We start from the raw sequence: 26,516 nt of genomic DNA on the forward strand, positions 1-26,516 counted from the left end.
ATGGGCGCATGAGTGCCACCCCTCCGAGCCCGACCTTGCCCGAGCCCATCCGCAGCCGCGCGGCCATCGCCGGCCATCCGCTGCATCCCATGCTGATCCACTTTCCAGTGGCCGCGCTGATCGGCCTGGTGGGCACGGACGGCGCCTGGTGGTGGACGCAGGACCCGTTCTGGGCCCGCGCCGGCCTGTGGCTGGCCGGCGTGGGCGCGGCCGGCGGCTGGATCGCTAGCGTGGCGGGGCTGATCGACCTGCTGACGGTCAGGCGCATCCGCCGGCTGGTGACGGCCTGGGGTCACGCCATCGTCGCGGTGATGATGTTGTCGCTGGCCACGCTCAACTGGGCGCTGCGCTGGCGCGCGGAAGATCCGGCCCAGTGGCTGTGGCCCTGGGGCGCCGGCATCACGCTGTTCACGGCCGGCTTCATCGCCCTGGCGGCCTACCTGGGCGGGCGGCTGGTGTACGAGAAGGGCGTTGCGGTGGACATGACCTGAGGGGGACCCTCCGGCGCCCGCGTGCGGCGGCAGTTGCCCAGCAGGCGCAGGGGCTTGGCGAATGGGCCCCACCTTCACGGCAGCGCCCCGCTCAGCCCGGGCTTGCGCAGCACCAGCCACGCAATCGCCAGCAGCAGCGGCAGCAGCAGTGCCCCTACCAGCAGCGCCGCACGCCGGGCGGACTGGCCGCGCTCCACGCGCAGGATCAGCAGGCCGAAGCTGGCATGCCCCAGCGCCAGCAGGCCGACCAGCACCAGCTTGGCCAACAGCCACAGCCCCAGCGTGCCTTGCACGACGAAGATGAGCGTGCCCGAGCCGATGGCCAGCAGCGCGGCCGGGGTGGCCACCCAGATGAACAGGGCGCGCAGGATCTCGTCCTGCCGCTCGCCCAGGGCGGCGGGGCGCCGGCCTGCCGCGCGCGAGGCGGCCGCGGTGGCCAGCGGCAGGTACAGCAAGGCGCCGCACCAAAGGATCACCGCACTGATGTGCAACACCTTCAGCCACGGCATTTGGATCTCCGCTTCGACGTGCGATGCCGGGCTGGAAGAAATTCGACAACGTTCAACGCACATCCACCGGTGCATCGCGGCCACGCGCGGCCGGGTGGGCGCCGGGCTCGCGGTCGTGCGGCACCTTCTCGCCATCGTGGCAACCAGGGTCGTGCGGCCGCGGCAGGTTCGCATCCTGAGACTGCGCCGGCTGACGCCGACGGCCACCGGGCGCCAGGCGCCCTTCCTCTTCCAGCTTGCGGGTCTGCTCCCGCCCGCCCGTGGTGGGGCCCTGCTTGCGTGCGCTGTCCGACATGGCCAGACCCTTCCTGACGAATGACCGGCAGCATCTGGCCACCGGCGGATTCGGGTCAGGTCGCTCTGGCGTTGTTGTGGATCATGGCGACGGCACCCCGGACTCTCTCCCCAACATGCATCGTAGGGAGCCGACCACGCGCCCGGTGTCGGACAAGGGAGCTATGAGGACGAGCGCGCCAGGTACTGCTGCGCAAAGTCCACGAACCAGTCGATGGCCGCGGGCTGCGCGAGCGCATCGCGCTTGACCACCTTCTCCAGCGGCTGCCCCAGCAGCAGCTTCTTGACGGGCAGCTCCAGCTTCTTGCCGGTGATGGTGCGCGGCACCAGCGCCACGGGCACGATCTCGTCCGGCACATGGCGGGCCGAGAGCCCGGTGCGCAGCGCCTGACGGATGCGCTGGCGCAGCGGCTCGTCGAGCTCGATGCCGGGCCGCAGCTGGACGAACAAGGCCATCCACGACGGTCGGCCCAGGTATTCGAGGTCCACCACCAGGCTGTCGGCCACCGCCTCCAACTGCTCCACCACGCGGTAGAACTCGGCCGTGCCCATGCGCACGCCCTGGCGGTTGATGGTGGCGTCGGAGCGGCCGTAGATGACGCCGCCCACCGCCCCCGGCCGGGGCACCAGCCGCAGCCAGTCGCCATGCCGCCAGACGGGGCGCCCGGCCCCATCCTGGAAGGTATCGAAATAGCTCTCGCGGTAGCGGCTGCCGTCCTCATCGCCCCAGAAGAACAGCGGCATCGAGGGCAGCGGGTTGACGCAGACCAGCTCGCCGACTTCGTCCATCACCGGGCGGCCGTCGTCGCTCCAGGCCTCGACGCGGGCGCCCAGGGTGCGGCACTGCATCTCGCCCAGGTACACCGGCAGCGTGGGCAGGCCCACCAGGAAGCCGCCGGCCAGGTCGGTGCCGCCGGAGACGACGTTGAGCCACAGGTCGGGCCGGATCGACGCGTACATCCAGGCACAGGCCTCGGGCGACAGCGGCGAGCCGGTGGAGCCGAGCGTGTGCAGGGCGTCCAGGTCGGCGATGTCGCGCGGCACGATGCCGGCCTTCATGCAGGCCTGATGGATGGCCGCCCCCGCACCGAAGAAGGTGGCGCGCGTGCGGCCGGCGAGCTTCCACAGGTGGCCCCAGTCGTGCTCGGGCGCGTCGCCCGTCACGCTGCCGTCGTAGAGCACCACGGTGGCACCGCCCAGCAGGCTCATGATGTGCGCGTTCCACACCATCCACGAGGTGTTGACGGCCCACAGCACCCGGTCGCCGGGATGCAGGTCGTTGTGCAGCACCATGTTGACCATGCCGTTGGCCAGCAGGCCGCCATGGCCGTGCACGATGGGCTTGGGTAGGCCGGTGGTGCCGGAGGAATAGAGGATCCACAGCGGGTGGTCCGCCGCCATCGGCTGCGGCGCCACGGCCGACGGCGTGGCCAGGGCGTCGGCCCACGGCAGCCAGCGCCGGGCCCGCACCTGCGGCGGCGGCGCGGCATCGGTCGCGAGGTGGGGCACCCAGAGCACGGCCTGCACGCTGGGCAGCCCGGCCAGGATCTCATCCAGCGGCGCGCGGCGGTCGAAGGGCTTGCCGGCGAAGCGGTAGCCGTCGACCGCGATCAGCACCTTGGGCGCGACCTGGCGGAAGCGGTCGCCGACGCTTACCGGCCCCATGTCGGGCGCGCACAGCGTCCAGATGGCGCCCAGGCTGGCGGCGGCCAGGAAGGCCACGACAGTCTGCGGGATGTTGGGCAGGTAGCCCGCCACGCGGTCGCCGGGTTGCACACCCAGGTCGCGCAACGTGGCGGCCACGGCACCGACCTGCCGCTTCAACTCGGCCCAGGCCATCTCGCCGGAGCCACCCGCCTCGCTCTCGTAGACGATGGCGGGCGTCGCCAGCCCCTCGTGGCGCAGCACCTGCTGTACGAAGTTCACCCGCGCGCCCGGGAACCAGCGCGCACCGGGCATGGGCGCGTCCTCCAGCATGCGCGCGGGCGGCGGGTCGAAGGGCAACACGAAGAAGTCGAGCACCGCGCGCCAGAAGCCCTCGGTGTCCTGAACCGACCACTGCCACAGGGCCTCGTAGCCCTCGAAGTGCAGGCCTCTCTCGCGCTGCAACCATTGCTGGAAGGCGGTGATCAGGGCCCGGTCACGGCGTGCGGCGTCGGGTGTCCAGAGGGGGGTGGGCAGATTCTCGGAAGTGGTCATGGATGGCGGGGAGGACATGCCGCCGGACAGCCTGCCGGCGGGGGTTTCAGGAGTCGGCGGTGAAGCCGATGCGCGGCACCTGCACGCGCCAGAAGTCGGTGTCGGCCTTGAGTTTCGCCGCCAGTTCCTGCGGACCGAGGAACTGCGCGCTCATGCCGAATTCGGCCAGGCCCTGCGCATAGTCCGGCTGCACGACGGCGGCGCGGGCGGCCGTCGCCAGCCGGTCGATGATGGACTGCGGCGTGCGGGCCGGCACGAAGAGCCCGAACCATTCGGTGTTGTCGAGCGCATAGCCCTGCTCCGCATAGGTGGGCAGCTCCGGCGCGAAGGGACTGCGCGCGCTGCCGCTGACCGCCAGCAGGCGCAGCCGGCCCGAGCGCAGTTGGGGCAGGTAGCTGCCCAGCACGGTGGAATAGCCCGCCACCTGGCCGCCCATCAGGTCCTGCAGGCCGGGGCCGTCGCCGCGGTAGGGCACATGGGTCAGGTCCACGCCGGCCATCTTGCCCAGCAGGCTGCCCAGCAGGTGCGGCGTGGAGCCCGCGGCTGGGGAGCCGAAAGCCGCCTGTGCCGGATGCGCCCTGGCCCAGGCGATGAAGTCGGGCAGCGTCCTGACGCTGGCCGGCACCGCGGGCCCGACGGCGAAGGCAAACGGGAAGGTGCACACCATCGCCACCGGCACCACGTCCTGCGGTGCATAGGGCAGCTTGCGGTAGGTGAAGGGATAGACGCTGAAGGGCGCTGGCGGCGACAGCAGAACGGTGCCGCCGTCGGGCGCGGCCTCCTTGACGGCGCCGACCGCGATCTGCGTGCCGGCGCCCGGCCGGTTGTCCACCAGCATGGTCGGCGCGTAGGCGCCGCGCAGCTTCTCGGCCAGGCGTCGGGCCACGTTGTCGGTGCTGCCGCCCGGCGGAAAGCCGACGACGATGCGCACCACCTCGGGCGTCTGCGCCGAGGCCAGGCGCGGCCACAGTGGCAGGGCGGCGGCGGCACCCACGGTGCCCAGCAGGCGGGCGGTGAACTGGCGGCGGTCGGTCATGGCAAGGTCTCCTTCAGGCCCGGTCTGGTCGCTGCCGAGCTCGGTGCGCACTGTGCCGTGGGCGGCGATGGAGGCCTGTCGGTTTGCTGCGCCGGCTGTCGGCGCCTTGCGGGACTGCGGGAAAGCCCGGAGGGGGGCAGGGACGCGAGCGCTCAGCTTCCGCGCCGGAAGTCGGTGGGCGACTGGCCCCAGTGGCGCCGAAAGACCTGCGAGAAATGCGGCGCCGAGCGATGGCCGGTGCGGGCCGCGATCTCGGCGATGTCGAGCGAGGTCTCGCGCACCAGCTGGGCGGCGTGCGCCATGCGCTGCGCGTTCAGCCAGGCGTGCGGCGTCATGCCGTACGAGGCCTTGAAGGCGCGCGCGAAGTGGAAGCTGCTCAGGCCCACCAGCCGCGCCATGCGCTCGACCGTCCAGTGGGCATCGAGCGCTTCGCGCACCGCCTCCTCCAGCTGTTGCATCTGCCGTCGCAGCAGCCAGGCGCCACCGCGCAACGCCCGGTGCGGGCCGGCATAGTGGCTGAGCAGGTGCAGCGCCAGGGCCTGCGCCACATGCTCGCCGAAGCCGCTGTGCAGCGCCGCCTGGCTGTCCAGCGCCCCGAGCAGCATGCGGGCGAAGCCGTCGAGCACCGGGTCGTCGCGGCCGAAGCAGCTGTGCAGGCTGACCTCGGCCTGTGCGCTGCGGTGCAGCCAGCTGGGGGCGACATCGATGTGCAGGTTGTCGCGCGGCCGGGCGCTGCGCCAGAAGCTGGGCAGGCCCGCGGGCACGACCACGGCCTGCCCCGGCTGCCAACGGGTGCGGCCCACGCTTGCGCCGTGGCGCTGGAGCAGGTCGGTGGGAATGGCGCGGCGCACGAGGATGGTGTGCTCGGCCGTGGGCGGCACGTAGAGGTCGCCCTCGGGGCCGACCTGGTGCCACAGCATCAGGCCCGGCCAGGGCAGGCCCTGGCTGGAGCGGCGCACTTCGTGGCCTGGCAGCGCCTGCCAGGGCTCACGGGCGGGCGAGGCGCCTTCCAGCGCGCGCCAGCGGCGAAGGTCGAAGCCGCCCGGTGTGTTCTCGGTCGGATCGGATTCGAGGTTCATGGCGGCGGTCCGGGCATGGCGGTGCGCGCCATGCTACTGCCGCGGCCCGCCCCGCGCCGTGCCGTCGTCAGCCGCCCTTGCGGGCCGCCAGCATCTCGCCCATGCGCTGGTGGATCAGGTTCACCGCCTTGAGCGGCCGCAGCATGACCTTGAACTGGGTGATGCGGCCATCGGCGTTCCAGCTGATGATGTCCACGCCGTTGACCTCGATGCCATCGAGCGTGACGGCGAATTCGAGCACGGCATGGTCGTCCGCAATCGTCTCGCGCACATAGCGGAAGCTGTCGTTGAAGAAGACCTGGAAGGCCGCCGTGAGGTAGGCACTGACGATGGGCCGACCCACCTGCGGCGTGTGCACCACGGGCGAGTGGAAGACGGCGTCCTCGGCCAGCAGGGCCCAGAGGCCGGCGCTGTCGTGGGTCTGCACCAGGTGGTGCCATTGGGCCAGGGCGGCGGGGTGCGTCATGGGGTGTCTCGGTGGGCGCTCATCGCCCTTTTTCTTGGAGGAACCGGAAGGTAGCGCAGCCAGCCCGGCGGCGGCCGTCCGCTCGGCGACAGGCGGTTGTGCAACCGGCCCGGAGGCCGGCCGGCGCTCAGGCCACCTCGATGCCCAGGTCCGCGCAGACCTTGGCCAGCGTGGCCTTGAGCGTGGCGACTTCGGCCTCCAGCCGGTCCACCCGCAGGCGCAGGGCGGCCGTCTCGCCGGCATCGCCTCCGGCCACCGACGCGGCCGCACCGGCGGCCGGCACCGCCATCAGCTCGGCCGCCACCGGCCCGGACAGCAGATGCGCCCAGCGGCTCTCGCGCGCGCCGGGCAAGCGCGGCAGCTTGACCACCAGCGCGCCGGCCGGCCGCTCGGCCATCTCGTCCAGGAAGCCCTCCACCGACGAGATGTCGGCGAAGTTGTGCATGCGGTCGCTGGCGATGCGCAACTCGCCCGCGGTCTGCGGGCCGCGCAGCATGAGCACCGCCAGCAGGATCACCGACTGCGAGGGCAGCCGCAGCAGCCGGTCGGTGCTGTGGCCGTAGCGCATGGCGCGGCCGCCGCTGCTCTCGTCCACCAGGCTGCGGCGGCGCAGGCTTTCCAGCGCGTCCTGCACCTCGGCCTCGGCGAGTTCCATCACCGGGTGCCGGCTGGTCTTCTGGTTGCAGCCGGCCAGCAGGCTGTTGAGCGTGAGCGGGTAGCTGTCGGGCACGGTGCGCTGCTTCTCGATCAGCACGCCGAGCACCCGCGCCTCGGAAGGCGAAAGGATGGGCAGGTTCTGATCGGTCGTCATGCACCCCCCTTGATGCGGGCCACCAACGCCTTGGTGAAGGCGATGGTGTTGGCACCGCCGCCCAGGTCGCCGGTGCGCACGTTATCGACGTTGAGCGTCTGGTCGATGGCGGTGCGCAGACGGTCGGCGAGGTCGACACGCTTGACGTGGTCCAGCATCTGCGCCGCGGCCAGCATCAGCGCGATGGGGTTGGCGATGCCCTTGCCGGCGATGTCCGGCGCCGAGCCGTGCACCGCCTCGAAGATGGCCGCATCGGCGCCGATGTTGGCACCCGGCGCCATGCCCAACCCGCCCACCAGCCCGGCCACCAGGTCGGACAGGATGTCGCCGAACAGATTGGTGGTGACGATCATGTCGAACTGCCACGGGTTGAGCACCAGCTTCATGGCGCAGGCGTCCACGATCATGGTCTCGAACTGGAATTGGCCCTGGTATTCGGCCGCGTAGAGCTGTTCGGCCGTCTCCAGGAAGATGCCGGTGAGCGCCTTCATGATGTTGGCCTTGTGCACCACCGTCACCTTCTTGCGGCCCTGGGCCACCGCGGCGTCGAAGGCATAGCGCAGGATGTGCTTGCAGCCCTGGCGGGTGTTGATGCCGGTGGCCATGGCCACGGCATGCGGGTCGTCCTCGATGCGGATGTAGTGCTCGTGCCCGATGTACAGGCCTTCGAGGTTCTCGCGCACCACCAGCAGGTCGATGTTGTCGAAGCGCCCGCCGGGGATGATGGTGCGCGCCGGCCGCACGTTGGCGAAGAGCTGGAAGGCCTCGCGCAGGCGCACGTTGGAGCTGCGGTAGCCGCCGCCGGAGGGCGTCTCCAGCGGGCCCTTGAGCGCCAGGCGCGTGCGACGGATGCTCTCGAGCGTCGCCTCGGGCAGCGGGTCGCCCGAGGTCTTGACGCCGCCCAGGCCGGCGATCTGCGGGTCCCACTCGAAGGGCGAGCCCAGCGCGTCGAGCGCGGCCAGGGTGGCTTCCATGATCTCGGGGCCGATGCCGTCGCCGGAGATCAGGGTGGCGGGGATGCGGGGGGTGGTCACGGGGCTTCCTCCTTCGGGGTCTGCGGGCAAAGCCGCAAGCATACGGCTGCGACGCGGCCCCAAACCTAAAATGCCCGACCCTGCCAGAGCGCGGCGCCCTGCCGCGACACGACCGGCCCATCCGCGAGACCGACATCCATGCCCGCAGCGCGCAAGCTCTTCGTCACCACCGCCCTTCCCTACGCCAACGGCAAGTTCCACATCGGCCACATCATGGAATACATCCAGGCCGACATCTGGGTGCGCTTCCAGCGGATGAACGGTGCCGAGGTCAACTTCGTCTGCGCGGACGACGCCCACGGCGCCGCCATCACCATCGCGGCCGACAAGGCGGGCATCACGCCGCAGGCCTTCGTGGCCGAGATCGCGGCCGGCCGCAAGCCCTACCTCGACGGCTTCCACATCGCCTTCGACAACTGGCATTCCACCGACGCGCCCGAGAACCACGAACTGGCGCAGCAGATCTACCGCGACCTCAAGGCCGCCGGCCTGATCGAGACGCGCCCGGTCGAGCAGTTCTACGACCCCGAGAAGGGCATGTTCCTGGCCGACCGCTTCATCAAGGGCGAATGCCCGAACTGCCACGCCAAGGACCAGTACGGCGACAACTGCGAGGTCTGCGGCGCCGTGTATGCGCCCACCGAGCTGATCAACCCGTATTCGGCGCTGTCGGGCGCCAAGCCGGAACTGCGCAGCTCCGACCACTTCTTCTTCAAGCTGTCCGACCCGCGCTGCGAGGCCTTCCTGAAGGAATGGACGACGGCCCCCGGCCACGTGCAGCCCGAGGTGCAGAACAAGATCCGCGAATGGCTGGTCAAGAAGGAGGACGGCACCGGCGGCCTGGGCGACTGGGACATCAGCCGCGACGCGCCCTACTTCGGCATCGAGATCCCCGACGCGCCGGGCAAGTACTTCTACGTCTGGCTCGACGCGCCGGTCGGCTACCTGGCCTCGCTCAAGAACTGGCTGGGCAAGAAGGGCGAGGACTACGACGCCTACATGGCCCAGCCCGACCTGGAACAGGTGCACTTCATCGGCAAGGACATCATCACCTTCCACACGCTGTTCTGGCCGGCGATGCTGCATTTCAGCGGCCGCAAGGCGCCGGACGGCGTCTTCGTGCACGGCCACCTGACCGTCAACAACGAGAAGATGAGCAAGAGCCGCGGCACCGGCATCGACCCGCTCAAGTACCTCAGCCTGGGCCTGAACCCCGAATGGCTGCGCTACTACATCGCCGCCAAGCTCAACGGCCGCAACGAGGACATCGACTTCAACCCCGAGGACTTCGTCGCCCGCGTCAACAGCGATCTGGTGGGCAAGTTCATCAACATCGCCAGCCGCTCGGCCGGCTTCATCGCCAAGCGCTTCGGCGGCCAGCTCGGCACCGTTTCCGCCGACGGCGAGGAACTGCTGGTGATGCTGCGCGCCGGCGCCGAGGATCTGCGACAGCTCTACGACAGCCGCGACTACGCCCGCGCCCTGCGCGAGGTGATGGCCCTGGCCGACCAGGTGAATGCCTATGTGGACGCCAACAAGCCCTGGGAACTGGCCAAGCAGGCCGGCCAGGAGACGCGGCTGCACGACGTGTGCACCACCTGCATCGAGGCCTTCCGCCTGCTCACGCTCTACCTCAAGCCGGTGCTGCCGGCGCTGGCCGCGCAGGTCGAGGCCTTTCTGAACGTCGGCCCGCTGCAGTGGGCCGACGCCGCGCGCGCGCTGGGTGCCGGCCATGCCATCGGCGACTACAAGCACCTGATGACGCGCGTGGACCCGAAGGTGCTGGAGCAGCTCTTCACGCCGCCCGCCCCTGCTGCGGCACCCGCGGCCGAAGCGGCGCCGGCACTGCCCGGCGGCGAGGCGCTGGCGCCGACGATCACCATCGACGACTTCGCCAAGATCGACCTGCGCATCGCGAAGATCGTGGCCTGCGAGAAGGTCGAAGGCTCCACCAAGCTGCTGCGGCTGACGCTGGACGTGGGCGAAGGCAAGACCCGCAACGTGTTCAGCGGCATCGCCTCGGCCTACCAGCCGGAGCAGCTGGTGGGCAAGCTCACCGTGATGGTGGCCAACCTGGCACCGCGCAAGATGAAGTTCGGCGTCAGCGAAGGCATGGTGCTGGCCGCCAGCCATGCGGACGAAAAGGCCCAGCCCGGCATCCACGTGCTGGAGCCCTGGCCGGGTGCCCAGCCGGGCATGCGGGTGCGCTGAGCGGGCGCACAACGCCCGCTTGGCACCAGCGCCGCACGAAGACCCTCCATGCCCACCCTGGCCCTGCACCAGCGGATGCCTTGGCTGCTGCGTCGCGCCGCCGCAGCCGCAACCGGTCTGATGCTCATTGCCGCCTTGGGTGCAACCGCACCTGCCCTTGCGGCCGGCCAGTCATCGGACTCACAGGACTGCAGCCAGGCGGCTTCCGACGCCTGCCTTCAGGCCATCGACCTGCCCGGCGGGGCGGGCCGGCTGTCCTATTACGCCTCCCGTGGCGTGAGTGACGGCGGGCCGCCGCCCACGCGGCTGCTGCTGGTCATGCACGGCCATCCGCGCGATGCGAACCGCAGCTTCGACGCGGCGCTGCAGGCCCTGCGGGGCAGCGGCCATGAGATGGCCACACTGGTGGTGGCGCCACTCTTCCAGGTGCCGACGGAGAGGGCTCGCCGCTGCAAGGCGCCGGGTACGCCCGCCGCCCGGCCCGGCGACGCGCTGTGGACCTGCAGCAGCTGGCTGGCCGGCGGCGATTCGGCCGGCGCCCAGCCGATCTCTTCCTTCGCGGCGCTCGACACCCTGCTCGACGCCTTGGCCCAGCGCTGGCCCCGCCTGCGCGAGGCCACCCTGGCCGGCTTTTCCGCAGGCGCCCAGATGCTGCAGCACCGCATCGGCTTCGCGGCCGACGCGCCGTCCGGCTGGCGGGTGCGCTACGTGATCGCCGACCCGGGCACCTGGCTGTATTTCGACCCGGCGCGACTGGCGCCCGTTGCCGGCGGCGGGGCCACGTCCGACTGGGACGGCTGCCTGGCGCCGGACAGCGCGGACCTGAACGCCGACTGCCGCTGGCAAGCCATCCCCGAGGGCGAGCTGGCCGCCTGTCCCGGCTACGACGACTGGAAGTACGGCACTCGGAAGCTGCCTGCCGCGCTCGGCCGCAGCGCCGCCGACGCACGAGCGCGCTATGCCGCGGCCGACATCCATCGACTCGAAGGCGCCCTCGACAGCGGCACCGGCCGCGGCACGGCCGCGCGGGTGCTCGACCAGTCCTGCGCCGCCCGGCTGCAGGGCCCCTACCGCCTGCAGCGCGGGCTGGCCTACGCGGCCTACGAACAGCAGGTGCTGCGGCCGACCGGCGCGCGCAGCTTCGCCGTCGTACCCGGCTGCGCCCACGACGTGGCCTGCGTACTGCCCTCGGCCGCCGGCCGTGCGGCGCTGTTCGGCAGCGCTCGCTGATCCATCCTTCATCCCCTACCGGAGCCGCCCATGGACCGCGTCCTCATTTCCCGCCTGCTGCTGGCCGTCCTCGCCCTGGGTGGCCTCGGCGGCTGCGCCGTCGTCAGCGTGGCCAGCGCTGCCGTGTCGGTGGGCGCCACGGCCGTGAGCGTCGGGGCCGGCGCCGTCGGCCTGGCCGCCGATGCGGCCATCGGCACCGCGCGGCTGGGCGGCCGGGCTGTGGGGGCGGCAGCAGACGCGGTTCTGCCGGGCGGCAACGACTGAAGCGTCCGCGACGGCGGGTTGACAGCGAAGGGTGGCGCCCACCCCAAGGCGCCGCAGATCCGTCAGCGGAACATCAGTTATCCACGGCGCCGACGCGCCACCCGCACGGCATGAAACCGGCGCCCTACTCCCGGTCGAAAGGCCGCGGAGCAGGCCATGCCAGGGCACCCGCGGAACGGGCTTGGCCCGGCCGCCGGGTGCGCCCCTTGAGGGGGATTGGACTTCCACACGCAGTGAGGAAGTCCAAACGGGGTGGTTTCATGTCACGGCGCCTCGACGCTGCGGTCCTGCGATGAACCACTGCGCAGCACGTACTGCTGGTCGTTCAGCACCGCGGTGAACACCATCGGCGTGTTGGGCGGCTGGTTCCAGTGCCAGTCCCATTCCGTCTCCTGCTTGAGCGCGTAGCGCGTCACCTTGGCGGGCTTGCCCAGCAGCTTGCGCAACTCTTCCATCGGCATGCCCGGCTTCACGCGGGCGAAGTTCTCGGGGGTGAGCACCTGGCGCAGGGCGCTCATGCGGCCGTCGGGGCCGATCGTGATCATGTAGTTCTTCCGGCCGGCGGGCTGGCGGTTGTATTCGAGCACCCGGCCGGCGGGCGAATCCCAGATGTTCTCGGGCTCGCCGAACTGGGCGCGCACATCGGCCTCGGTGGCCACGCCCTCTTCCAGTTTGTCGATGCGCTGCGGGTCGCAGCCCGCCAGGGCGGCCAGCGCGGTGAATGCGGCGGCGATGCGCGCCGCGGTCCTGCCTGTGGTCATCGGTTCCCCATCGCCCCGTCGTTAAAATCGCGCCCCTCGTCCCGTCACAAGAAGCTGCACCAGTCTATGTCGATCTTCGGCCGCCCCCACTACACCTCCGACGCCACCCAGTTCATCGAGAAGCTGCGCGAGCAGAAGCCCACGCTCGAAGCCGAACAGCGCGCCGGCCGCGCCCTGCTGTGGGACAAGCAGATCGACCGCCAGACCCAGGCCGAGTTCGAGGCCGCTGCCGTGGCGCAGCAGCCCTACGTCTACCAGACGAAGTCGCATTGAGCACCACCCCCGCGCTGCCTGCCGCCGGCGCGGACGACGACGACCGCCCCGCGGTCGCCGCCATGCCCGAGGTGGTGGACCAGGTGGCGCTGGCCCGCCTCTACGGCGAGCCGCTGTTCGCGCTGCCGAACGACCTCTACATCCCGCCGGATGCGCTGGAGGTCTTCCTGGAGGCCTTCGAGGGGCCGCTGGATCTGCTGCTCTACCTGATCCGCAAGCAGAACTTCAACATCCTCGACATACCGATGGCGGGCGTCACCCGCCAGTACCTCGCCTACGTCGACGAGATCCGCAGCCGCAACCTGGAGCTGGCGGCCGAGTACCTGCTGATGGCGGCGATGCTCATCGAGATCAAGTCGCGCATGCTGCTGCCGCCCAAGAAGACGGCCGATGGCGAAGAGGCGGAGGACCCGCGGGCCGAGCTGGTGCGGCGCCTGCTGGAGTACGAGCAGGCCAAGATGCAGGCCGCCGCCATCAATGCGCTGCCCACCTACGGACGGGATTTCTGGAAGGCGCAGGTCTACATCGAGCAGTCGCTCAAGCCGCGCTTCCCGGACGTGAGCCTGGACGATCTGCGCCAGGCCTGGGCCGACATCCTGAAGCGGGCCAAGCTGGTGCAGCACCACAAGATCTCCCGCGAGGAGCTGTCGGTGCGCGAGCACATGAGCATCGTGCTGCGTCAGCTGCAGGGGAGGCGTTTCGTCGAATTCGAGTCGCTGTTCGACGCCACGCGCGGCGTGCCGGTGCTGGTCGTCACTTTCATCGCGCTGCTGGAGCTGGGCAAGGAAACGCTGGTGGAGATCACGCAGGCCGAGGCCTTCGCGCCGATCTACGTGCGGCTGGCGTACGCGCCGAGTTGAGCCTGGCGGCCTTGTCGACGGGCGGGGCGCCCCTTGGTGCCGTCAGCGCCTGGGTGCCGTCAGATTTCCTGAGCCGGTTCGCGCGCCATCAAGGCGGCGACGGCGTCCGCCGGCCTGAGCCGGCCGTCCAGCAAGCCCACAACCGCCTCTGCGATGGGCATTTCCACCTCTAGCTGCCGTGCCCGCTGCACCACCGCCCGGGCGCAGTTGACGCCCTCGGCCACATGGCCGAGCGAGCGCACGGCCTCGTCCAGTGTCTGCCCCTCGGCCAGCAGGAGGCCGACGCGCCGGTTGCGCGAGAGGTGGCCCGTGGCGGTCAGTACCAGATCGCCCAGGCCCGACAGGCCCATGAACGTCTCGGCACGACCGCCCAGCGCGATGCCCAGCCGGGTCATTTCGGTCAGGCCGCGGGTGATGAGAGCCGCGCGTGCGTTGAGGCCCAGCGCCAGACCGTCGGCCAGGCCAGTGGCGATGGCCAGCACGTTCTTGACCGCCCCGCCGACCTCCACGCCCGTGACATCGTCGTTGCCATAAACCCGCAATGCCGGCCCGTGGAAGGCCGCGACCAGGCGCTCCCGCACCTCCGCATCGGCGCTCGCCGCCACCAGGGCGGTGGGTTGCGCCTGGGCGACCTCCAGCGCGAAGCTGGGGCCGCTCAGCAGGCCTGCGCGCAAGCGCGGCCCCACCTCGGCCTGCACCTCGTGAGGAAAGAGTCCGCTGGCCGGCTCCACGCCCTTGCACAGCCAGGCGACCGGCGCGGTGCAGCCGGCCTCAGCCAACGCCGCAAGCTGCGCGCGCAGGGCAGCCATGGGCGTGCCGAGCACCACGAGGTCGGCATCGCGCCAGGCCTCCCGGGCGTCGCCGGACTGGAGGAGGAGGGAAGTCGGGAAGGTCACGCCCGCCAGGTAGCGGGGATTGGCGCGGCTGCGCGCCATTGCGTCCACCTGGGCGGCATCCCGGCCCCAGAGCACCACGTGGTGCCCGGCCGGGTGGGCCGCGGCGCTGATGGCCAGCGCCGTGCCCCAGGCGCCGGCGCCGAGCACGCAGATGCGCATGGCGGCGCCTGCCCGGTTTGCCGTCGCCGGCAATTACTGGGCGTTGGCCGGCAGGCCCTGGCCGGCGGCCTGAGCCTGCTGCTGCTCGTACATGGCCTGGAAGTTGATCTCGGCCAGGTGCACGGGCGGGAAGCCGCCGCGCTGGATGGTGTCGGCCACGTTGCCGCGCAGGTAGGGGTAGACGATCTGCGGGCAGGCGATGCCCAGGATGGGACCCATCTGGTCTTCCGGCAGGTTGCGGATCTCGAAGATGCCGGCCTGCTTGGCCTCGACCAGGAACACGGTGCGGTCGTCGATCTTGGTCTGCACGGTGGCCGAGACGCTCACCTCGAAGATGCCTTCGGCGACGTTCTGCGCCTCGACGCCCAGCTGGATGTCGACGGTGGGCTGGGTCTGCTCCAGCAGGATGGCCGGCGAATTGGGCTGCTCCAGCGACAGGTCCTTGAGGTAGACGCGCTGGATCTGGAAGACGGGTTCTGCGGCTTGTTGGTCGGCCATGGTGCTTGGAGGTGTGTCGGGACAAAAAGGCCCGCGGTCAGCGGGCGCGAAAGCCTTCGATTATGGCCTGTGCCAATGACCGGCCCGGCCGGCCGGCGGCGCCTCAGGCGCCCTGCAGCAGCGGCACCAGGCCGCCCCGGCCATCGAGCGCGATCAAGTCGTCGCAGCCGCCGACATGGGTGTCGCCGATGAAGATCTGGGGCACCGTGCGCCGCTGGGTCAGGCGCATCATCTCGTCGCGGGCCGCGGGGTCGGCGTCGACCCGGATCTCCTGGATGCTGTCCACGCCCTTGGCCTTGAGCACCTGCTTGGCACGGATGCAGTAGGGGCAGACGGCAGTGGTGTACATCTTCACGGCTTGCATGGATTTCCTCGTGGGCAGGTGAATACAGGATGGGACGGAAGGCGTTCAGGCCTTGGCGGCCACCTTCTCGACGGGCAGGTTAGCCTCGTTCCAGGATTTCATCCCGCCGGCCACGGCTTGGGCCTGTTCGTAGCCCAGTTTCTTGGCCGCGGCCACGGCGCGCTGGGCCCGGGCGCCGGTGGCGCACATCAGCAGCACCGGCAGCGCCTTGTTCTTGACGAGGCCCGGCAGCTTCTGCTCGAGCTCGGCCAGCGGCACGTTGCGCGCGCCCACGGCATGGCCGGCGGCGAATTCCTCGGGCTCGCGCACGTCGATCAGCACGCCCTTCTGACGGTTGATGATCTGCACCGCGCCCTGGGCGCTGAGCGAGCCCTGGCCCGCACCGCGCAGCACCGGCCAGGCCAGCATGCCGCCCGAGCCGAGTGCGAGGAGGATCAGGGCCCAGTTGTCGAGGATGAATTTCACGGGAAGCTTCCGAGATGGCAAACCGGCAATTTTAGAATGGCGGTTTTACTCCGGCGACACGTAAGGGACCCCATGCATAAACTGGTGCTGATCCGCCATGGCGAATCGACCTGGAACCTCGAGAACCGCTTCACCGGCTGGACCGACGTCGACCTGACCGACACCGGCATCGAGCAGGCCAAGCAGGCCGGCCGCCTGCTCAAGGAACAGGGCTACGACTTCGACGTCGCCTACACCAGCGTGCTCAAGCGGGCCACCCGTACGCTGTGGCATGTGCTCGACGAACTCGACCGCACCTGGCTGCCGGTGGTGCATTCCTGGCGCCTGAACGAGCGCCACTATGGCGCGCTCCAGGGCCTGAACAAGGCCGACATGGCCAAGCAGTACGGCGACGAGCAGGTGCTGGTCTGGCGCCGCAGCTACGACACGCCCCCGCCGGCGCTGGAGCCGACCGACCCGCGCAGCGAGCGCGGTGACCTGCGCTACGCCCGGCTCGACCCCGAGCAGGTGCCGCTGACCGAATGCCTGAAGGACACCGTCGCGCGCGTGCTGCCCTTCTGGAACGAGTCGATGGCCCCGGCCATCCGCGCCGGCCGCCGGCTGGTGGTGGCGGCCCACGGCAACTCGATCCGCGCACTGGTGAAGTACCTGGACGGCATCTCCGACAGCGACATCGTGGGCCTGAACATCCCCAACGGCATTCCCCTGGTGTACGAGCTGGACGACGACCTCAAGCCCCTGCGCCACTACTACCTGGGCGACGCGGCAGCGGCCGAAAAGGCGGCCGCCGCGGTCGCCTCCCAGGGCAAAGCCTGATTCACGGATACGGACGGAACCCGCGGGGCCATTTGCGCTTCCAAAGTCCGCGTATATTGATTGCCGATTTTGTGAACGACGGATCGGGTCTCCCGAAAGGACGCTGCCCATGGGCCAGAAATTGAAGATCACCGGCTGGGTCGCCGCAGGCGCGGTCGCCGGCGCGCTCACCACCGTCTCGCTGCAGACGATGGCGCGCGGGGCCCTGGCACCCCTGCCACTCGAAGAGCTGCAACAACTCGCCGCCGTGTTCGGCATGGTCAAGAGCGACTATGTGGAGCCGGTGGACGAGAAGAAGCTCATCTCCGACGCCATTTCCGGCATGGTGGCCGGGCTTGATCCGCACTCCCAGTATTTCGACAAGAAGTCCTTCAAGGAATTCCGCGAGGGCACCTCGGGCCGCTTCGTGGGCGTGGGCATCGAGATCTCGCAGGAAGACGGCCTGGTCAAGGTCGTCTCGCCCATCGAGGGCTCGCCGGCCTTCCGCGCCGGGCTCAAGCCGGGCGACCTGATCACCAAGATCGACGACACCGCCGTCAAGGGCCTGACGCTGAGCGAGGCCGTGAAGCGCATGCGCGGCGAGGCGGGCACCAAGGTGCTGCTGACCATCTTCCGCAAGGACGAAAGCCGCACCTTCCCCGTGACGATCACCCGCGAAGAGATCCGCACGCAGTCGGTGCGCGGCAAGGTGATGGAGCCCGGCTACGCCTGGATCCGCCTGTCGCAGTTCCAGGAACGTACCGTCGACGACTTCGCCAAGAAGATCGAAGAGATCTACAAGCAGGACCCGAACCTCAAGGGCCTGGTACTTGACCTGCGCAACGACCCCGGCGGCTTGCTCGACGCGGCGGTGGCCGTGTCGGCCGCCTTCCTGCCGCAGGGCTCGACGGTGGTGACCACCGACGGCCAGCTGGCCGAGAGCAAGCAGGTCTACAAGGCGATTCCGGCCGACTACCAGCGCCGCTCGGGCAGCGACCCGCTGCGCAACCTGCCGGCCGGCCTCAAGACCGTGCCGCTGGTGGTGCTGGTCAACGAAGGCTCGGCCTCGGCCAGCGAGATCGTGGCCGGCGCCCTGCAGGACCACAAGCGTGCCACGGTGATGGGCAGCCAGACCTTCGGCAAGGGCTCGGTGCAGACGGTGCGTCCGCTGGGTCCGGACACCGGCCTCAAGATCACCACCGCGCGCTACTACACGCCCAGCGGCACCTCGATCCAGGCCCGCGGCATCGTGCCCAACGTGCTGGTGGACGACACGGCCGAAGGCAGCCCCTTCGCCGTGCTGCGCATGCGCGAGGCCGACCTCGAGAAGCACCTTTCCAGCGGCCAGGGCCCCGAGAAGAAGGACCCCGAGCTGGAGAAGCAGCGCGACGAAGCCCGCAAGCGTCTTGAAGAGGAAACCAAGAAGTCGCCGCAGGCACGGATCACGCCCGAGTTCGGCACGGACAAGGACTTCCCGCTGATGCAGGCGATCAACCAGCTCAAGGGCCAGCCTGTGATCGCCAGCAAGACGCAGGTGATCGTGGAAAACAAGGAAGAGAAAAAGGAAAACTGAGGCCCGGCGCCCCGGCTTCCGCAACGCATCGGCCTCCCGCGTGGAGGCCGATGTCTTTGTCGGGACCGTCGAAGCGCCTGCGCCCCGCCGAGCCATGGACGACCAAGACCTTCTGCGCTATTCGCGCCACATCCTGCTGGAGGAGTTCGGCATCGACGGGCAGGAGCGCGTGTCGGCCGCCCGTACCCTCGTCATCGGTGCTGGCGGGCTGGGTTCGCCCGTGGCGCTGTACCTGGCAGGGGCGGGCGTGGGACGGATCACCCTGGTGGATGACGACGTCGTCGATGTGACCAACCTGCAGCGCCAGATTGCCCACAGCAGCGCGCGCGTCGGGATGCCGAAGGTGGAGTCGGCGGCCGAGGCCATGCGGGCGCTCAATCGCGGGATCGACATCCGCACGGTCCGCGCCCGCGCGGATCGCCCGCTGCTCGAACAACTCGTGCCACAGGCCGACGTGGTGCTGGACTGCAGCGACAACTTCGAAACCCGTCACCGCGTCAATGCCGCCTGCGTCGCCCATCGCAAGCCGCTGGTGGCAGGTGCGGCCATCCGCTTCGACGGCCAGCTGTCGGTGTATGACGCGCGCCAGCCGGACAGTCCCTGCTATGCCTGCCTGTTTCCGCCCGACGCCGAGTTCGAGGAGACACGCTGCGCGGTGATGGGCGTGTTCTCCCCCGTGGTGGGTACCTTGGGCACATTGCAGGCGCACGAGGCCCTCAAGCTCGTTGCCGGCATCGGCGGCACGCTGACGGGCCGGCTGCTGATGTTCGACGGCCGGGCGAGCCGCTTCGATACGCTTCAGGTGCGACGCGACCCTGAATGCCCCGTCTGCGGAGGCATGCACCGCCAGGGGTGAACGCTCAGCGGCGCACGGCCTTGGCCCGTTCCGCCGCCTGGGCCGCCTCGCTCGATTCGGGCCGGCGTGCTTCCGCCAACGCACCGGCGCAATCGGCGTCCTCGCCCGGCCCGGTCTCCACCGTGGCCGCCAGCGCCAGCAGCGGGTTGATGGCGCCGAGTGCCAGGGCCGCAGCGCCGCGCGCGACCAGCGGTGCAGCTTCCACGCCCGGGCGGGGGTCACCGAAATGCCCACGTACCGTCAGGGGGGTGCGCAGGCTCAGGATGCTTTTGTCCTTGGGTTGCGGCCGGATGACGAAGTCCAGCGTCTCGTCCTTCAGGCTCGCCTGTCCGGTCGCGGTGAACAGCGTGTCGTCGGTGTCGAAGATGAGCGTACGGCCGTTCATGACACCCTTGTTCACATCGAAGGCCAGCGCCGCGCAGCGCATGCGCACGTTCTTGTCGCCGCGAAGCAGGAATTCCAGCACCTCGCCCCCGTCGAGGCCGGCGATTTCCAGCAAGAGGTTGCTGAACTGTCCGCGCCCCGTCATGGCTGCCACATCGCCGGAGGCCGCCCCGAGCCAGTTGGCGACGGACGTCCCCTGCCCCGCCAGGTTGATGCGGCCATCCAGCCGACCCAGGCTGCTCTTGGTGGATTCGACCTTGGGAATCAGCTGATTGAGCTGCAGCGCCTTCACGTCCAACGCCATGCGGATGTCGGCCGGGTTGCGCGAACCGTCGATGCGCACGGCACCCTGGATGCTGCCGCCTGCCACGCCCAAGTCGAGCGGCTTGAGCTCCAGCACGCCGTCCTTGAGCGCCACCTGCACGCTGCCGCGCTGCAGCGGCACCTCGCGCACATTGCGGATGCGCTCCGCGGTGTAGCGCACATCGGCGTCCATGGCGCGAAGCCGTTCGAAGTCCAGGGGCGCGGTCGGCAGCACCCGCACGTCCGCGCCGCGGCGGCGGGTCTTCTCCAGCGTGGCGGGCGCCTCCACGCCCTCGACGGCCTTGGCCGAGCGCTCAGTCGGCGGCAGACCGATGAGCGGGCCGAGGTCATCCATGTCCATCACCTTCGAGGCCAGCTTGCCGCTCAGCTTAGGACGGGCAGCGCCTTTTTCGAACTGCAGCTCGCCGCCGATGTCCGACAGCCCAAGCTTGCCCGCCAGCTGCTGCGCCTGCCAGGTCTTGCCGGTCTTGAGCAGGCGGCCTTCGACCTGGTAGGGCGAGGTGTCCGGCAGCGCCACGCCGATCAGGCGGTAGAGATCGCCCAGGTTGCGGCCCTTCAGCCGAACCTTGGCATCCACGCCATCCAGTTCGGTGAGCGCGGCCATGCTGCCTGTTGCGTCCAGGCGCGTTCCGCCGGCCGTGGCGTGGATCTCGAAAGGAAAGGGCGGCACTCCGGCCTGCGTGAGCAACAGCACATTGCCTGTGCGACCCTGGGCACTCAGCGGTTGGGACTGGTAGCGCCCCTTCATCTGGTAGGAAAGGGGCATGTCGCCCTTCTGGGTATCGAAGGCGAAGTCGACGCGCATGTCCACGCCCAGATGCTTGGCCAGGAAATCGAGATGGCCGCCATCGACCTGCAGCACGCCGATCCGCGGCGTGGTGCCGCGGCCTGCTTCGCCATCGTCGCCTTTCTCGAGGGCCCAGGTCTTGCGCCCATCCTCTTCCATCTGCAGGCCGATCCGGGGGGCGCTCAACATCAGCCGGGGAATGTCCACCTGCTTGCGCAGCAGCGGCCAGATGCGGATGTCGATCTCGGCCTTGTCGGCGCCGACCAGGAGCGGGTCCCTTGCCCACTTGGGGTTGTCGAACTCGATGCCATCGAGCGTGATGCGCGCCGTGCGCAGGCCCGGCTTCACATCGAGGTGCCGCGTGATCTCGAAACGCCGCCCAGTCTTCTCGCTCACGTAGCGATTGATGGGACCGCGCAGGACATCCCATGGGAAGAACAGGACGATCAACACCACCGCGACGATCAGGATGGCGAGCGCGATCAGGATGCGCCGCAGCCATCGCCCGCCGCGAGGTGGTACAGCGGCAGCGGGGGCTGTGGCAGGGGATGGATGCATGGAATGCGGCCGTCCGCCTCAAGGGCCGACGAAGAACGACAACCAGCCCTTGCCCACCCCGCCCGGGGCATCGGCGGTGACGGCGTTCACCAGGTGCAACTCGGCCGAGCCCGGTTCGCCCTGCACGACCACCCATGCAGCAAGCAGGGCCAGACCGCCCGCCAGCAGGAAACCCAGAATGCCTTTCATGGTCCACCTCTCGGATGCCGTCATCATGTTGATTGCAAGGCGCGGGCGTTGACGGCGAGCCCCAACGGCCTTGCCAACCGCCCACGACCAGATTGAACGAATGGCAACACCTTAATTCGCAGCGCCACGACCGCAGGTCGGCCGGTCGCCGCACCCCCTGTGCGCAGACACCTACGGCGCCATCGTCGGCACGCTCCTACAGCAACAGGCCATCCGGGATTGCAGGGTCGGCAGGACGCGCTTCTACGATCTATCCAGTACCAGCATCGGGTCGCCACTGCCTGCCTGTTGCCGCAAGCGCGGCCCGGGCCCGGCCGGCGTCTCACCCATCATGAGCGGCAGACTGCACACCTACATCGTCGAAGACAACGTCACCATCCGCGAGAACCTGGTGGGAACGCTTGAAGAGCTCACGCCGGTGAGCGCAGTGGGCTACGCGGAGACCGAGACCGACGCGCGCCAGTGGCTGCGCGACCATCGCGGTGATTGGCAACTGGCCATCGTGGACCTGTTTCTCAAGGAAGGCAGCGGACTGGGTGTGCTCAGCGCCTGCCGGGAACGCAAGCCGCAGCAGAAGGTGGTGGTGCTGAGCAACTACGCCACGCCAGACATCCGCCGCCGGTGTGCACAGTTGGGCGTCGACGCAGTCTTCGACAAATCCAACGAGATCGATGCCCTGGTCGACTATTGCCTGTGGCAATCCCAGCAACCGACCGCGCACTGAGCCGCGCAAAAAGAAAAGACCGCGCGAGGCCAAGCCCGGCGCGGTCTGCAACAAGGGCTGCGCCTTGCAGGCGCGGCCCCTGCCGATCAGTCGATCAGCTTGTTCTTGAGCGCGTAATAGGTGAGGTCGCTGTTGGACGAAAGATTCATCTTCTCCATCAGGCGCGTGCGGTAGGTGCTGACCGTCTTCACCGACAGCGAGAGCGTCTTCGCGATTTCGCCGGCCGTTTCGCCCTTGGCGAGCTTGAGGAACACCTGGAATTCGCGCTCGGAGAGTTGCTCATGCGGCGCAGCGTCGTCCTTGCGGTCGAGTTGGCGGGCCAGCAGTTCGGCCACCGCGGGCGTGATGTAGCGACGGCCCAGCGAGATGGTGCGGATCGCGTTGACGATTTCCATCGGGTCGCAGTCCTTGTTGAGGTAGCCACTCGCGCCCTGACGGATGAGGTTCATCGCATAGTGCTCCTCCGGATAGCCGCTGAGGATCAGGATGCCCACGTCAGGTGCCTTGGCCCGAATCATGGCCAGCGCATCGATGCCGCTCTGCCCTGGCATCGACAGGTCCATCACCAGTACGTCCAGCTCGGTGGTGCGCACCAGCTCGATCGCCTCACGGCCCGTCGCGGCTTCCCCCACCACACGCAGGTCCACGTGCTCCGAGAAAAACTGCTTCAGTCCGGACCGGACGATCGCGTGGTCGTCCACAATGCCAATCTTGATCATTTGTTGCCTTTGTCGAGTCGCAGTGGCTTATTGCCACCGCCAACACAGCTTTCGTTGACAAACATTATTCAATAAATAGACGGCCCGATTCCCCCTCACGCATGCTGAAACACAAGCTGTCGCTGTTGGCTTACAAGAAGAAAGCCTTGAGTCTGAGCCTTGCCATCCTGGCGGCGTTCGCGCTCGTGGCCTTCAATGAATCGGGTTATCACCGGTCGACCCGTGCGCTGGAGGAAATCGGCCGCGCGCAGGAGGCGCGGCTGTCCATCCACCTGCTGCTGCGCTACACGCTGGACGCCGAGACCGGCACCCGCGGGTTCATGCTCACGGGCGACCCCCGCTATCGGGAGCCCTATGACCTCGCGGTCGCCGAACTGCCCAAGCAGATGGACCGCCTGCGCATGCTCTATGCCGACAAGCCCATGGAGCGCAGCCATCTGGCCGCACTTGGCAACCACCTGTCGCGCAAGCTGGCCGAAATGGAATTGACCGTGCGCATGCTCAGCACCGGCAATGCCGACGCCTCGCGCTTCGTGCTCAGCACGGACGTGGGTCGGGAGGAAATGCAGGGCATCCGCCAGGAGGCCGATGCGCTCATGGCGTTCAGCACCCGGTCGGTCGAGGAAGGGCGACTGCAGATCTCGCAGGCCCTGGGCCTGGCCCGTGTGGGCATCGGCCTGATCGTCCTGGCGGCCCTGCTGGCCTTCGTGCTCTATCTTCGCCAGACCTCGGCACTGCAACAGGCCAACGACCGCCAGCAGCAGGCGCTGCAACGGGAACGCAACTCGCTGGAACTGGAGGTGCGCGACCGCACGGCGTCGCTGGCCGAACTGGCGACGCACCTGCAGGAGGTGCGGGAGTCCGAGCGCGGCTACCTGGCCCGTGAACTGCACGACGAACTGGGCGCCCTGCTCACGGCCGCCAAGCTCGATGTGGCGCGGCTCAAGTCGCGCCTGGGCGATTCGCCGGATGCCGCCCAGCGCCTGGCCCACCTGACCGAGTTGCTGAATTCGGGCATCGCCCTCAAGCGGCGCATCATCGAGGACCTGCGGCCCTCGTCGCTGTCGAACCTCGGCCTGGTGGCCTCGCTCGAGATCCTCGGCCGCGAATTCGCCGAGCGCTCGGGCATCCAGGTCGACATGGCGCTGGAGCCGGTCGAACTGGACGAGTCGCGCCAGCTCACCATCTACCGCATGGTGCAGGAAGGCCTCACCAACATCGGCAAGTACGCCCAGGCCCAGGAGGCCACCATCGTCCTCAAGGACTATGAGAACCATGTCGAGGTGGAAGTCAGCGACAACGGCCGGGGCTTCGACCTGCAGCAGCAGGCCGCACGTGCGAGCCACGGCCTGGCCGGCATGCGCCATCGCGTGCAGGCCGCAGGCGGCAAGCTGTCGGTGGACAGCAGTCCGGGGCATGGCACGCGTCTGCATGCCGTGATGCCCAAGCAGTAGGGCGGCGCCCGCCGCAAGGGCGCATCCAGCCCTACGGGCAGCCCGATTCGCCGCTTTCCTACGCCCCCCGGACCCTGCTGCTGACAGGTCCGGGGCGGGCCTGCTCCTTAAGCTCTTGCCATCGGCAAACACAAGGTGCCTTCACCTGCGGTCCCGCTCCAGGGTACCGGTGGGCACAAGCATGAAAGGAGCCTGCCATGCTGCACTACACCGTCGTCTTCCTCGTCATCGCGCTGGTGGCCGCGCTGTTCGGCTTCGGCGGCATCGCTGCCGGCGCCGTGGGCATTGCGAAGCTCCTGTTCGTGATCTTCGCCATCCTGACGATTGCCAGCTTCATCGCGGGTCTGTTGCGCCGGCGTTGAGGCGCTAGCATCTTTGCACGCCGGCCACGGCCGGCGGGCTGACTTCTTTCCCATCCCATCCACAAGGACTTCTCCATGAACTCGACCGCCAAGACCCCCTCCCAACTTGCCGACGAACTGCGCGGCGCCGCCCAGGATGCGGCCGAGAGCACGCGCACCTACGCCAAGAACGCCGTCGATGCGACCGGCCAGAAGGTGCGGCAGCTGCGCGGCGAGGTGGAGCCGACGGTGGAACAGATCGCGTCGCGCGTTCAGCAGGCGGTCCAGCGCGGCCTGGAAGCCGCATCGAAGACCACCAGCCGCGCCCAGGAACGCTTCGGCGAGGCCGCCACGGTGACGACCCGCTATATCGCCGACCAGCCCGTCCGCTCCGTGCTGATTGCGGCGGCGGCGGGTGCCGCAATCACCGCACTCATCGTGCTTGCCAGCCGCCGCAGCGGCGACGACTACTGATCGACGCCCGGGCGTACCGACCACCGCACATGCTCCATCCTGTCATTTCCGCAGCCCTGCGACATCCTGCGCTGGTCGGGCGCCATCTCCTGAATTACGTCGCCTTGGCCAAGGTCGAGGTGGCGGAGGCCGGCCGGTCGGTGGTGACGCGTGCCATTGGCGGCGCGATCGCCCTGCTCGGCGCCTTGTTCACGCTGGGGTGGGGTGGCGTGGCTGTGATGCTGGGCGTGCTCCACGGGCGCTTCGAGTGGGTGCTGCTGATCGTGCCCGGCGTGGCGCTGGTGCTGATGCTCGTGGGCATCGCACTCGCGTTGAGGCCGCCTCAACTGCCCCTCTTCGCCGGACTGAAGAACCAGGCGGCCGAAGACATTCAGGTACTCCACGCCCTCTCCGAAAGCAGCCATGCCGATCGCTGACCGCATCGATGACACGGGGCTGCCTCTGACACCCGAGCAGCGCCTGGCCCAATCTCGATTGGCTTTGCTGGATGCACTCATACCGCCTCCTCCGCCGCAACGCAGCCGCGGGACGGGTTCAGCGCAAGGTGTGGCGGCGCGCAGCGCGTCCGTGCTTCGAAAGCTGCCCTGGCTGGACATGGGCCGCAACATGGCCCGACGCTGGTGGCAGCGGCATCCCCTGCATGCCGCGGGGCAGCTCGCGCACCCTCTGTTGCAGGGCTACGCCAGCCGGCATCCTGCCAAGCTGGTGGCGGGAGCGGCTGCGGCGGGTTCGGTGCTCGCGCTGACCCGGCCATGGCGGCTGCTGTCCGGCACCGCGCTGTTGGCGCTGCTGCTGCGCACCTCCGATGTGGCCGACCTCATCACCACCTTGGCCATGTCCCGCCCAGAACCAGACTCTCCCCCACGAAAGGAAATGCCATGAACGACACCCTTGCAGCCCGTCAGCCCCTCCAACTCGACCAGACGGCCATCGATGCCGCCGCGAAGAGCCTGGACGATGGCGCCGTCACGCCCAGTTATGGCCCGTGGCGCGACGACATCGTCAAGCTGCTCAATGACGCGCTCGCTACCGAACTGGTGTGCGTGCTGCGCTACAAGCGCCACTACTTCACCGCCAAGGGCGTGGAATCGCCTGCAATTGCCGACGAGTTTCTGGTGCACGCCAACGAAGAGTCGGCACACGCCGATCGCATTGCCGAGCGCATCGTGCAACTGGGTGGCGAGCCCAACTTCCAGCCCGACAGCCTGTCGAAGCGCAGCCATGCCGACTACGACGAGTCGAAGGATCTGCAGGCCATGGTGCGTGCCAACCTCAAGGCCGAGCGCATCGCGGTCGAGAGTTACCGCCAGATGGTGGCCTTGATCGGTGACAAGGACTCGACCACGCGTCGCATGCTCGAAGAGATCCTCGCCGATGAGGAAGAGCATGCCGACGAGCTGAGCGACTGGATGGACAAGTAAGCCCTCGTCCGCCGCAC

General features: G+C 69.2%; 32 protein-coding genes. 16 read left to right on the forward strand and 16 right to left on the reverse strand.

All coding sequences use genetic code 11. The features are described 5' to 3' along the window. The first annotated feature begins 8 nt into the window (after positions 1-8). Positions 9-491: a DUF2231 domain-containing protein gene (locus tag DFR41_RS11645; RefSeq protein WP_043115451.1), complete on the forward strand. Its 483-nt coding sequence runs from the start codon at positions 9-11 to the stop codon at positions 489-491. Positions 492-565: 74 nt separating this feature from the next. Here DFR41_RS11645 and DFR41_RS11650 read toward each other — a convergent pair whose 3' ends face one another. The 8 genes from DFR41_RS11650 to DFR41_RS11685 all read right to left on the reverse strand — a co-directional run bounded on the left by DFR41_RS11650 (position 566) and on the right by DFR41_RS11685 (position 7,859). Then, positions 566-1,000 carry a CopD family protein gene (locus DFR41_RS11650; RefSeq protein ID WP_114802815.1) on the reverse strand — a complete coding sequence of 145 codons (435 nt, stop codon included), beginning with the start codon at positions 998-1,000 and terminating at the stop codon, positions 566-568. A gap of 52 nt (positions 1,001-1,052) precedes the next feature. Further along, positions 1,053-1,295 carry a hypothetical protein gene (locus tag DFR41_RS11655; RefSeq protein ID WP_017760988.1) on the reverse strand — a complete coding sequence of 81 codons (243 nt, stop codon included), beginning with the start codon at positions 1,293-1,295 and terminating at the stop codon, positions 1,053-1,055. Positions 1,296-1,456: 161 nt separating this feature from the next. Further along, positions 1,457-3,493, reverse strand: a complete 2,037-nt coding sequence (locus DFR41_RS11660; RefSeq protein WP_114802816.1) for an acetoacetate--CoA ligase — start codon at positions 3,491-3,493, stop codon at positions 1,457-1,459. Positions 3,494-3,539: 46 nt separating this feature from the next. Then, positions 3,540-4,529, reverse strand: a complete 990-nt coding sequence (locus tag DFR41_RS11665; protein ID WP_114802817.1) for a Bug family tripartite tricarboxylate transporter substrate binding protein — start codon at positions 4,527-4,529, stop codon at positions 3,540-3,542. Positions 4,530-4,681: 152 nt separating this feature from the next. Beyond that, positions 4,682-5,608: a helix-turn-helix transcriptional regulator gene (locus DFR41_RS11670; protein ID WP_017758487.1), complete on the reverse strand. Its 927-nt coding sequence runs from the start codon at positions 5,606-5,608 to the stop codon at positions 4,682-4,684. Between the two features lie 67 nt (positions 5,609-5,675). Continuing rightward, on the reverse strand, positions 5,676-6,074 hold the full coding sequence (locus tag DFR41_RS11675; protein WP_017758488.1) for a nuclear transport factor 2 family protein: 399 nt from the start codon (positions 6,072-6,074) through the stop codon (positions 5,676-5,678). Positions 6,075-6,201: 127 nt separating this feature from the next. After that, positions 6,202-6,885, reverse strand: a complete 684-nt coding sequence (locus DFR41_RS11680) for a YceH family protein (protein ID WP_114802818.1) — start codon at positions 6,883-6,885, stop codon at positions 6,202-6,204. Next, a complete protein-coding gene (locus DFR41_RS11685) occupies positions 6,882-7,859 on the reverse strand; it encodes an isocitrate/isopropylmalate dehydrogenase family protein (RefSeq protein WP_425326697.1) in 978 nt (325 codons plus the stop codon). The genes DFR41_RS11680 and DFR41_RS11685 overlap by 4 nt, the downstream gene beginning before the upstream one ends. A gap of 198 nt (positions 7,860-8,057) precedes the next feature. Between DFR41_RS11685 and metG the strand changes: the two genes are divergently transcribed. The 3 genes from metG to DFR41_RS11700 are packed head-to-tail and all read left to right on the forward strand — an operon-like array spanning position 8,058 to position 11,624. Further along, a complete protein-coding gene (gene metG / locus DFR41_RS11690) occupies positions 8,058-10,130 on the forward strand; it encodes a methionine--tRNA ligase (protein WP_114802820.1) in 2,073 nt (690 codons plus the stop codon). A gap of 48 nt (positions 10,131-10,178) precedes the next feature. Continuing rightward, the gene (locus tag DFR41_RS11695) at positions 10,179-11,360 is read left to right on the forward strand and encodes a hypothetical protein (RefSeq protein ID WP_244917720.1); all 1,182 of its coding nucleotides are present in this window, start codon (positions 10,179-10,181) and stop codon (positions 11,358-11,360) included. 30 nt (positions 11,361-11,390) lie between these two features. Next, a complete protein-coding gene (locus DFR41_RS11700; RefSeq protein ID WP_114802821.1) occupies positions 11,391-11,624 on the forward strand; it encodes a hypothetical protein in 234 nt (77 codons plus the stop codon). Between the two features lie 263 nt (positions 11,625-11,887). Here the strand turns inward: DFR41_RS11700 and DFR41_RS11705 are convergent, their stop codons facing one another. Then, positions 11,888-12,385: an outer membrane protein assembly factor BamE gene (locus DFR41_RS11705; RefSeq protein WP_114802822.1), complete on the reverse strand. Its 498-nt coding sequence runs from the start codon at positions 12,383-12,385 to the stop codon at positions 11,888-11,890. 66 nt (positions 12,386-12,451) lie between these two features. On the opposite strand from DFR41_RS11705, the gene DFR41_RS11710 reads away from it, so the two are divergent. Beyond that, positions 12,452-12,658 carry a DUF3460 family protein gene (locus DFR41_RS11710; protein WP_017762266.1) on the forward strand — a complete coding sequence of 69 codons (207 nt, stop codon included), beginning with the start codon at positions 12,452-12,454 and terminating at the stop codon, positions 12,656-12,658. Between the two features lie 62 nt (positions 12,659-12,720). Beyond that, positions 12,721-13,518 (forward strand): segregation and condensation protein A, encoded by a 798-nt coding sequence (locus tag DFR41_RS11715; RefSeq protein WP_052383546.1) that lies wholly within the window; start codon positions 12,721-12,723, stop codon positions 13,516-13,518. Positions 13,519-13,577: 59 nt separating this feature from the next. Here DFR41_RS11715 and DFR41_RS11720 read toward each other — a convergent pair whose 3' ends face one another. The 4 genes from DFR41_RS11720 to DFR41_RS11735 all read right to left on the reverse strand — a co-directional run bounded on the left by DFR41_RS11720 (position 13,578) and on the right by DFR41_RS11735 (position 15,900). Further along, positions 13,578-14,573, reverse strand: a complete 996-nt coding sequence (locus DFR41_RS11720; protein ID WP_114802823.1) for an NAD(P)H-dependent glycerol-3-phosphate dehydrogenase — start codon at positions 14,571-14,573, stop codon at positions 13,578-13,580. A gap of 33 nt (positions 14,574-14,606) precedes the next feature. Then, entirely contained in the window at positions 14,607-15,071 is a 465-nt protein-coding gene (gene secB, locus DFR41_RS11725; RefSeq protein WP_017761773.1) for a protein-export chaperone SecB, read from the reverse strand. A 103-nt stretch (positions 15,072-15,174) separates the two neighbouring features. Continuing rightward, positions 15,175-15,435 carry a glutaredoxin 3 gene (gene grxC / locus DFR41_RS11730; protein ID WP_017761772.1) on the reverse strand — a complete coding sequence of 87 codons (261 nt, stop codon included), beginning with the start codon at positions 15,433-15,435 and terminating at the stop codon, positions 15,175-15,177. Between the two features lie 45 nt (positions 15,436-15,480). Beyond that, positions 15,481-15,900 carry a rhodanese-like domain-containing protein gene (locus tag DFR41_RS11735; protein ID WP_017761771.1) on the reverse strand — a complete coding sequence of 140 codons (420 nt, stop codon included), beginning with the start codon at positions 15,898-15,900 and terminating at the stop codon, positions 15,481-15,483. Positions 15,901-15,972: 72 nt separating this feature from the next. On the opposite strand from DFR41_RS11735, the gene gpmA reads away from it, so the two are divergent. From gpmA to DFR41_RS11750, 3 genes are all read left to right on the forward strand, one after another. Continuing rightward, positions 15,973-16,716, forward strand: a complete 744-nt coding sequence (gpmA, locus tag DFR41_RS11740; RefSeq protein WP_017761770.1) for a 2,3-diphosphoglycerate-dependent phosphoglycerate mutase — start codon at positions 15,973-15,975, stop codon at positions 16,714-16,716. 109 nt (positions 16,717-16,825) lie between these two features. Further along, the gene (locus tag DFR41_RS11745; protein ID WP_114802824.1) at positions 16,826-18,268 is read left to right on the forward strand and encodes a S41 family peptidase; all 1,443 of its coding nucleotides are present in this window, start codon (positions 16,826-16,828) and stop codon (positions 18,266-18,268) included. A 94-nt stretch (positions 18,269-18,362) separates the two neighbouring features. Then, positions 18,363-19,124, forward strand: coding sequence for a HesA/MoeB/ThiF family protein (locus tag DFR41_RS11750; protein WP_114802825.1), 762 nt, complete (start codon positions 18,363-18,365; stop codon positions 19,122-19,124). 4 nt (positions 19,125-19,128) lie between these two features. On the opposite strand, the gene DFR41_RS11755 is transcribed toward DFR41_RS11750, so the two are convergent. Both DFR41_RS11755 and DFR41_RS27680 read right to left on the reverse strand, forming a co-directional pair. Next, complete coding sequence (locus DFR41_RS11755; protein ID WP_114802826.1) at positions 19,129-21,177, reverse strand: AsmA family protein; 2,049 nt, start codon at positions 21,175-21,177, stop codon at positions 19,129-19,131. Positions 21,178-21,195: 18 nt separating this feature from the next. Continuing rightward, entirely contained in the window at positions 21,196-21,366 is a 171-nt protein-coding gene (locus DFR41_RS27680; protein ID WP_155946965.1) for a hypothetical protein, read from the reverse strand. A 331-nt stretch (positions 21,367-21,697) separates the two neighbouring features. Here DFR41_RS27680 and DFR41_RS11760 point away from each other — a divergent pair, with 331 nt between their 5' ends. Continuing rightward, positions 21,698-22,090 (forward strand): response regulator, encoded by a 393-nt coding sequence (locus DFR41_RS11760; RefSeq protein WP_017761765.1) that lies wholly within the window; start codon positions 21,698-21,700, stop codon positions 22,088-22,090. An 86-nt stretch (positions 22,091-22,176) separates the two neighbouring features. Here DFR41_RS11760 and DFR41_RS11765 read toward each other — a convergent pair whose 3' ends face one another. Beyond that, positions 22,177-22,809, reverse strand: a complete 633-nt coding sequence (locus DFR41_RS11765) for a response regulator (protein WP_017761764.1) — start codon at positions 22,807-22,809, stop codon at positions 22,177-22,179. A 101-nt stretch (positions 22,810-22,910) separates the two neighbouring features. Between DFR41_RS11765 and DFR41_RS11770 the strand changes: the two genes are divergently transcribed. The 6 genes from DFR41_RS11770 to DFR41_RS11795 all read left to right on the forward strand — a co-directional run bounded on the left by DFR41_RS11770 (position 22,911) and on the right by DFR41_RS11795 (position 26,499). Next, positions 22,911-24,263: a CHASE3 domain-containing protein gene (locus DFR41_RS11770; RefSeq protein ID WP_017761763.1), complete on the forward strand. Its 1,353-nt coding sequence runs from the start codon at positions 22,911-22,913 to the stop codon at positions 24,261-24,263. A gap of 197 nt (positions 24,264-24,460) precedes the next feature. Next, a complete protein-coding gene (locus tag DFR41_RS11775; RefSeq protein WP_017761762.1) occupies positions 24,461-24,625 on the forward strand; it encodes a DUF1328 domain-containing protein in 165 nt (54 codons plus the stop codon). Between the two features lie 75 nt (positions 24,626-24,700). Next, complete coding sequence (locus DFR41_RS11780) at positions 24,701-25,078, forward strand: hypothetical protein (protein ID WP_017761761.1); 378 nt, start codon at positions 24,701-24,703, stop codon at positions 25,076-25,078. Between the two features lie 29 nt (positions 25,079-25,107). Then, positions 25,108-25,494 carry a hypothetical protein gene (locus tag DFR41_RS11785; protein ID WP_017761760.1) on the forward strand — a complete coding sequence of 129 codons (387 nt, stop codon included), beginning with the start codon at positions 25,108-25,110 and terminating at the stop codon, positions 25,492-25,494. Then, positions 25,481-25,960 (forward strand): hypothetical protein, encoded by a 480-nt coding sequence (locus DFR41_RS11790; protein WP_081682069.1) that lies wholly within the window; start codon positions 25,481-25,483, stop codon positions 25,958-25,960. Before DFR41_RS11785 ends, DFR41_RS11790 begins: the two co-directional genes overlap by 14 nt. Continuing rightward, positions 25,957-26,499 (forward strand): ferritin-like domain-containing protein, encoded by a 543-nt coding sequence (locus tag DFR41_RS11795; protein WP_017761758.1) that lies wholly within the window; start codon positions 25,957-25,959, stop codon positions 26,497-26,499. The genes DFR41_RS11790 and DFR41_RS11795 overlap by 4 nt, the downstream gene beginning before the upstream one ends. The last annotated feature ends 17 nt before the right edge of the window (positions 26,500-26,516 follow it).

This window comes from Pseudacidovorax intermedius, from assembly GCF_003350475.1.
Classification (GTDB): Bacteria; Pseudomonadota; Gammaproteobacteria; order Burkholderiales; family Burkholderiaceae_C; genus Xenophilus; species Xenophilus intermedius.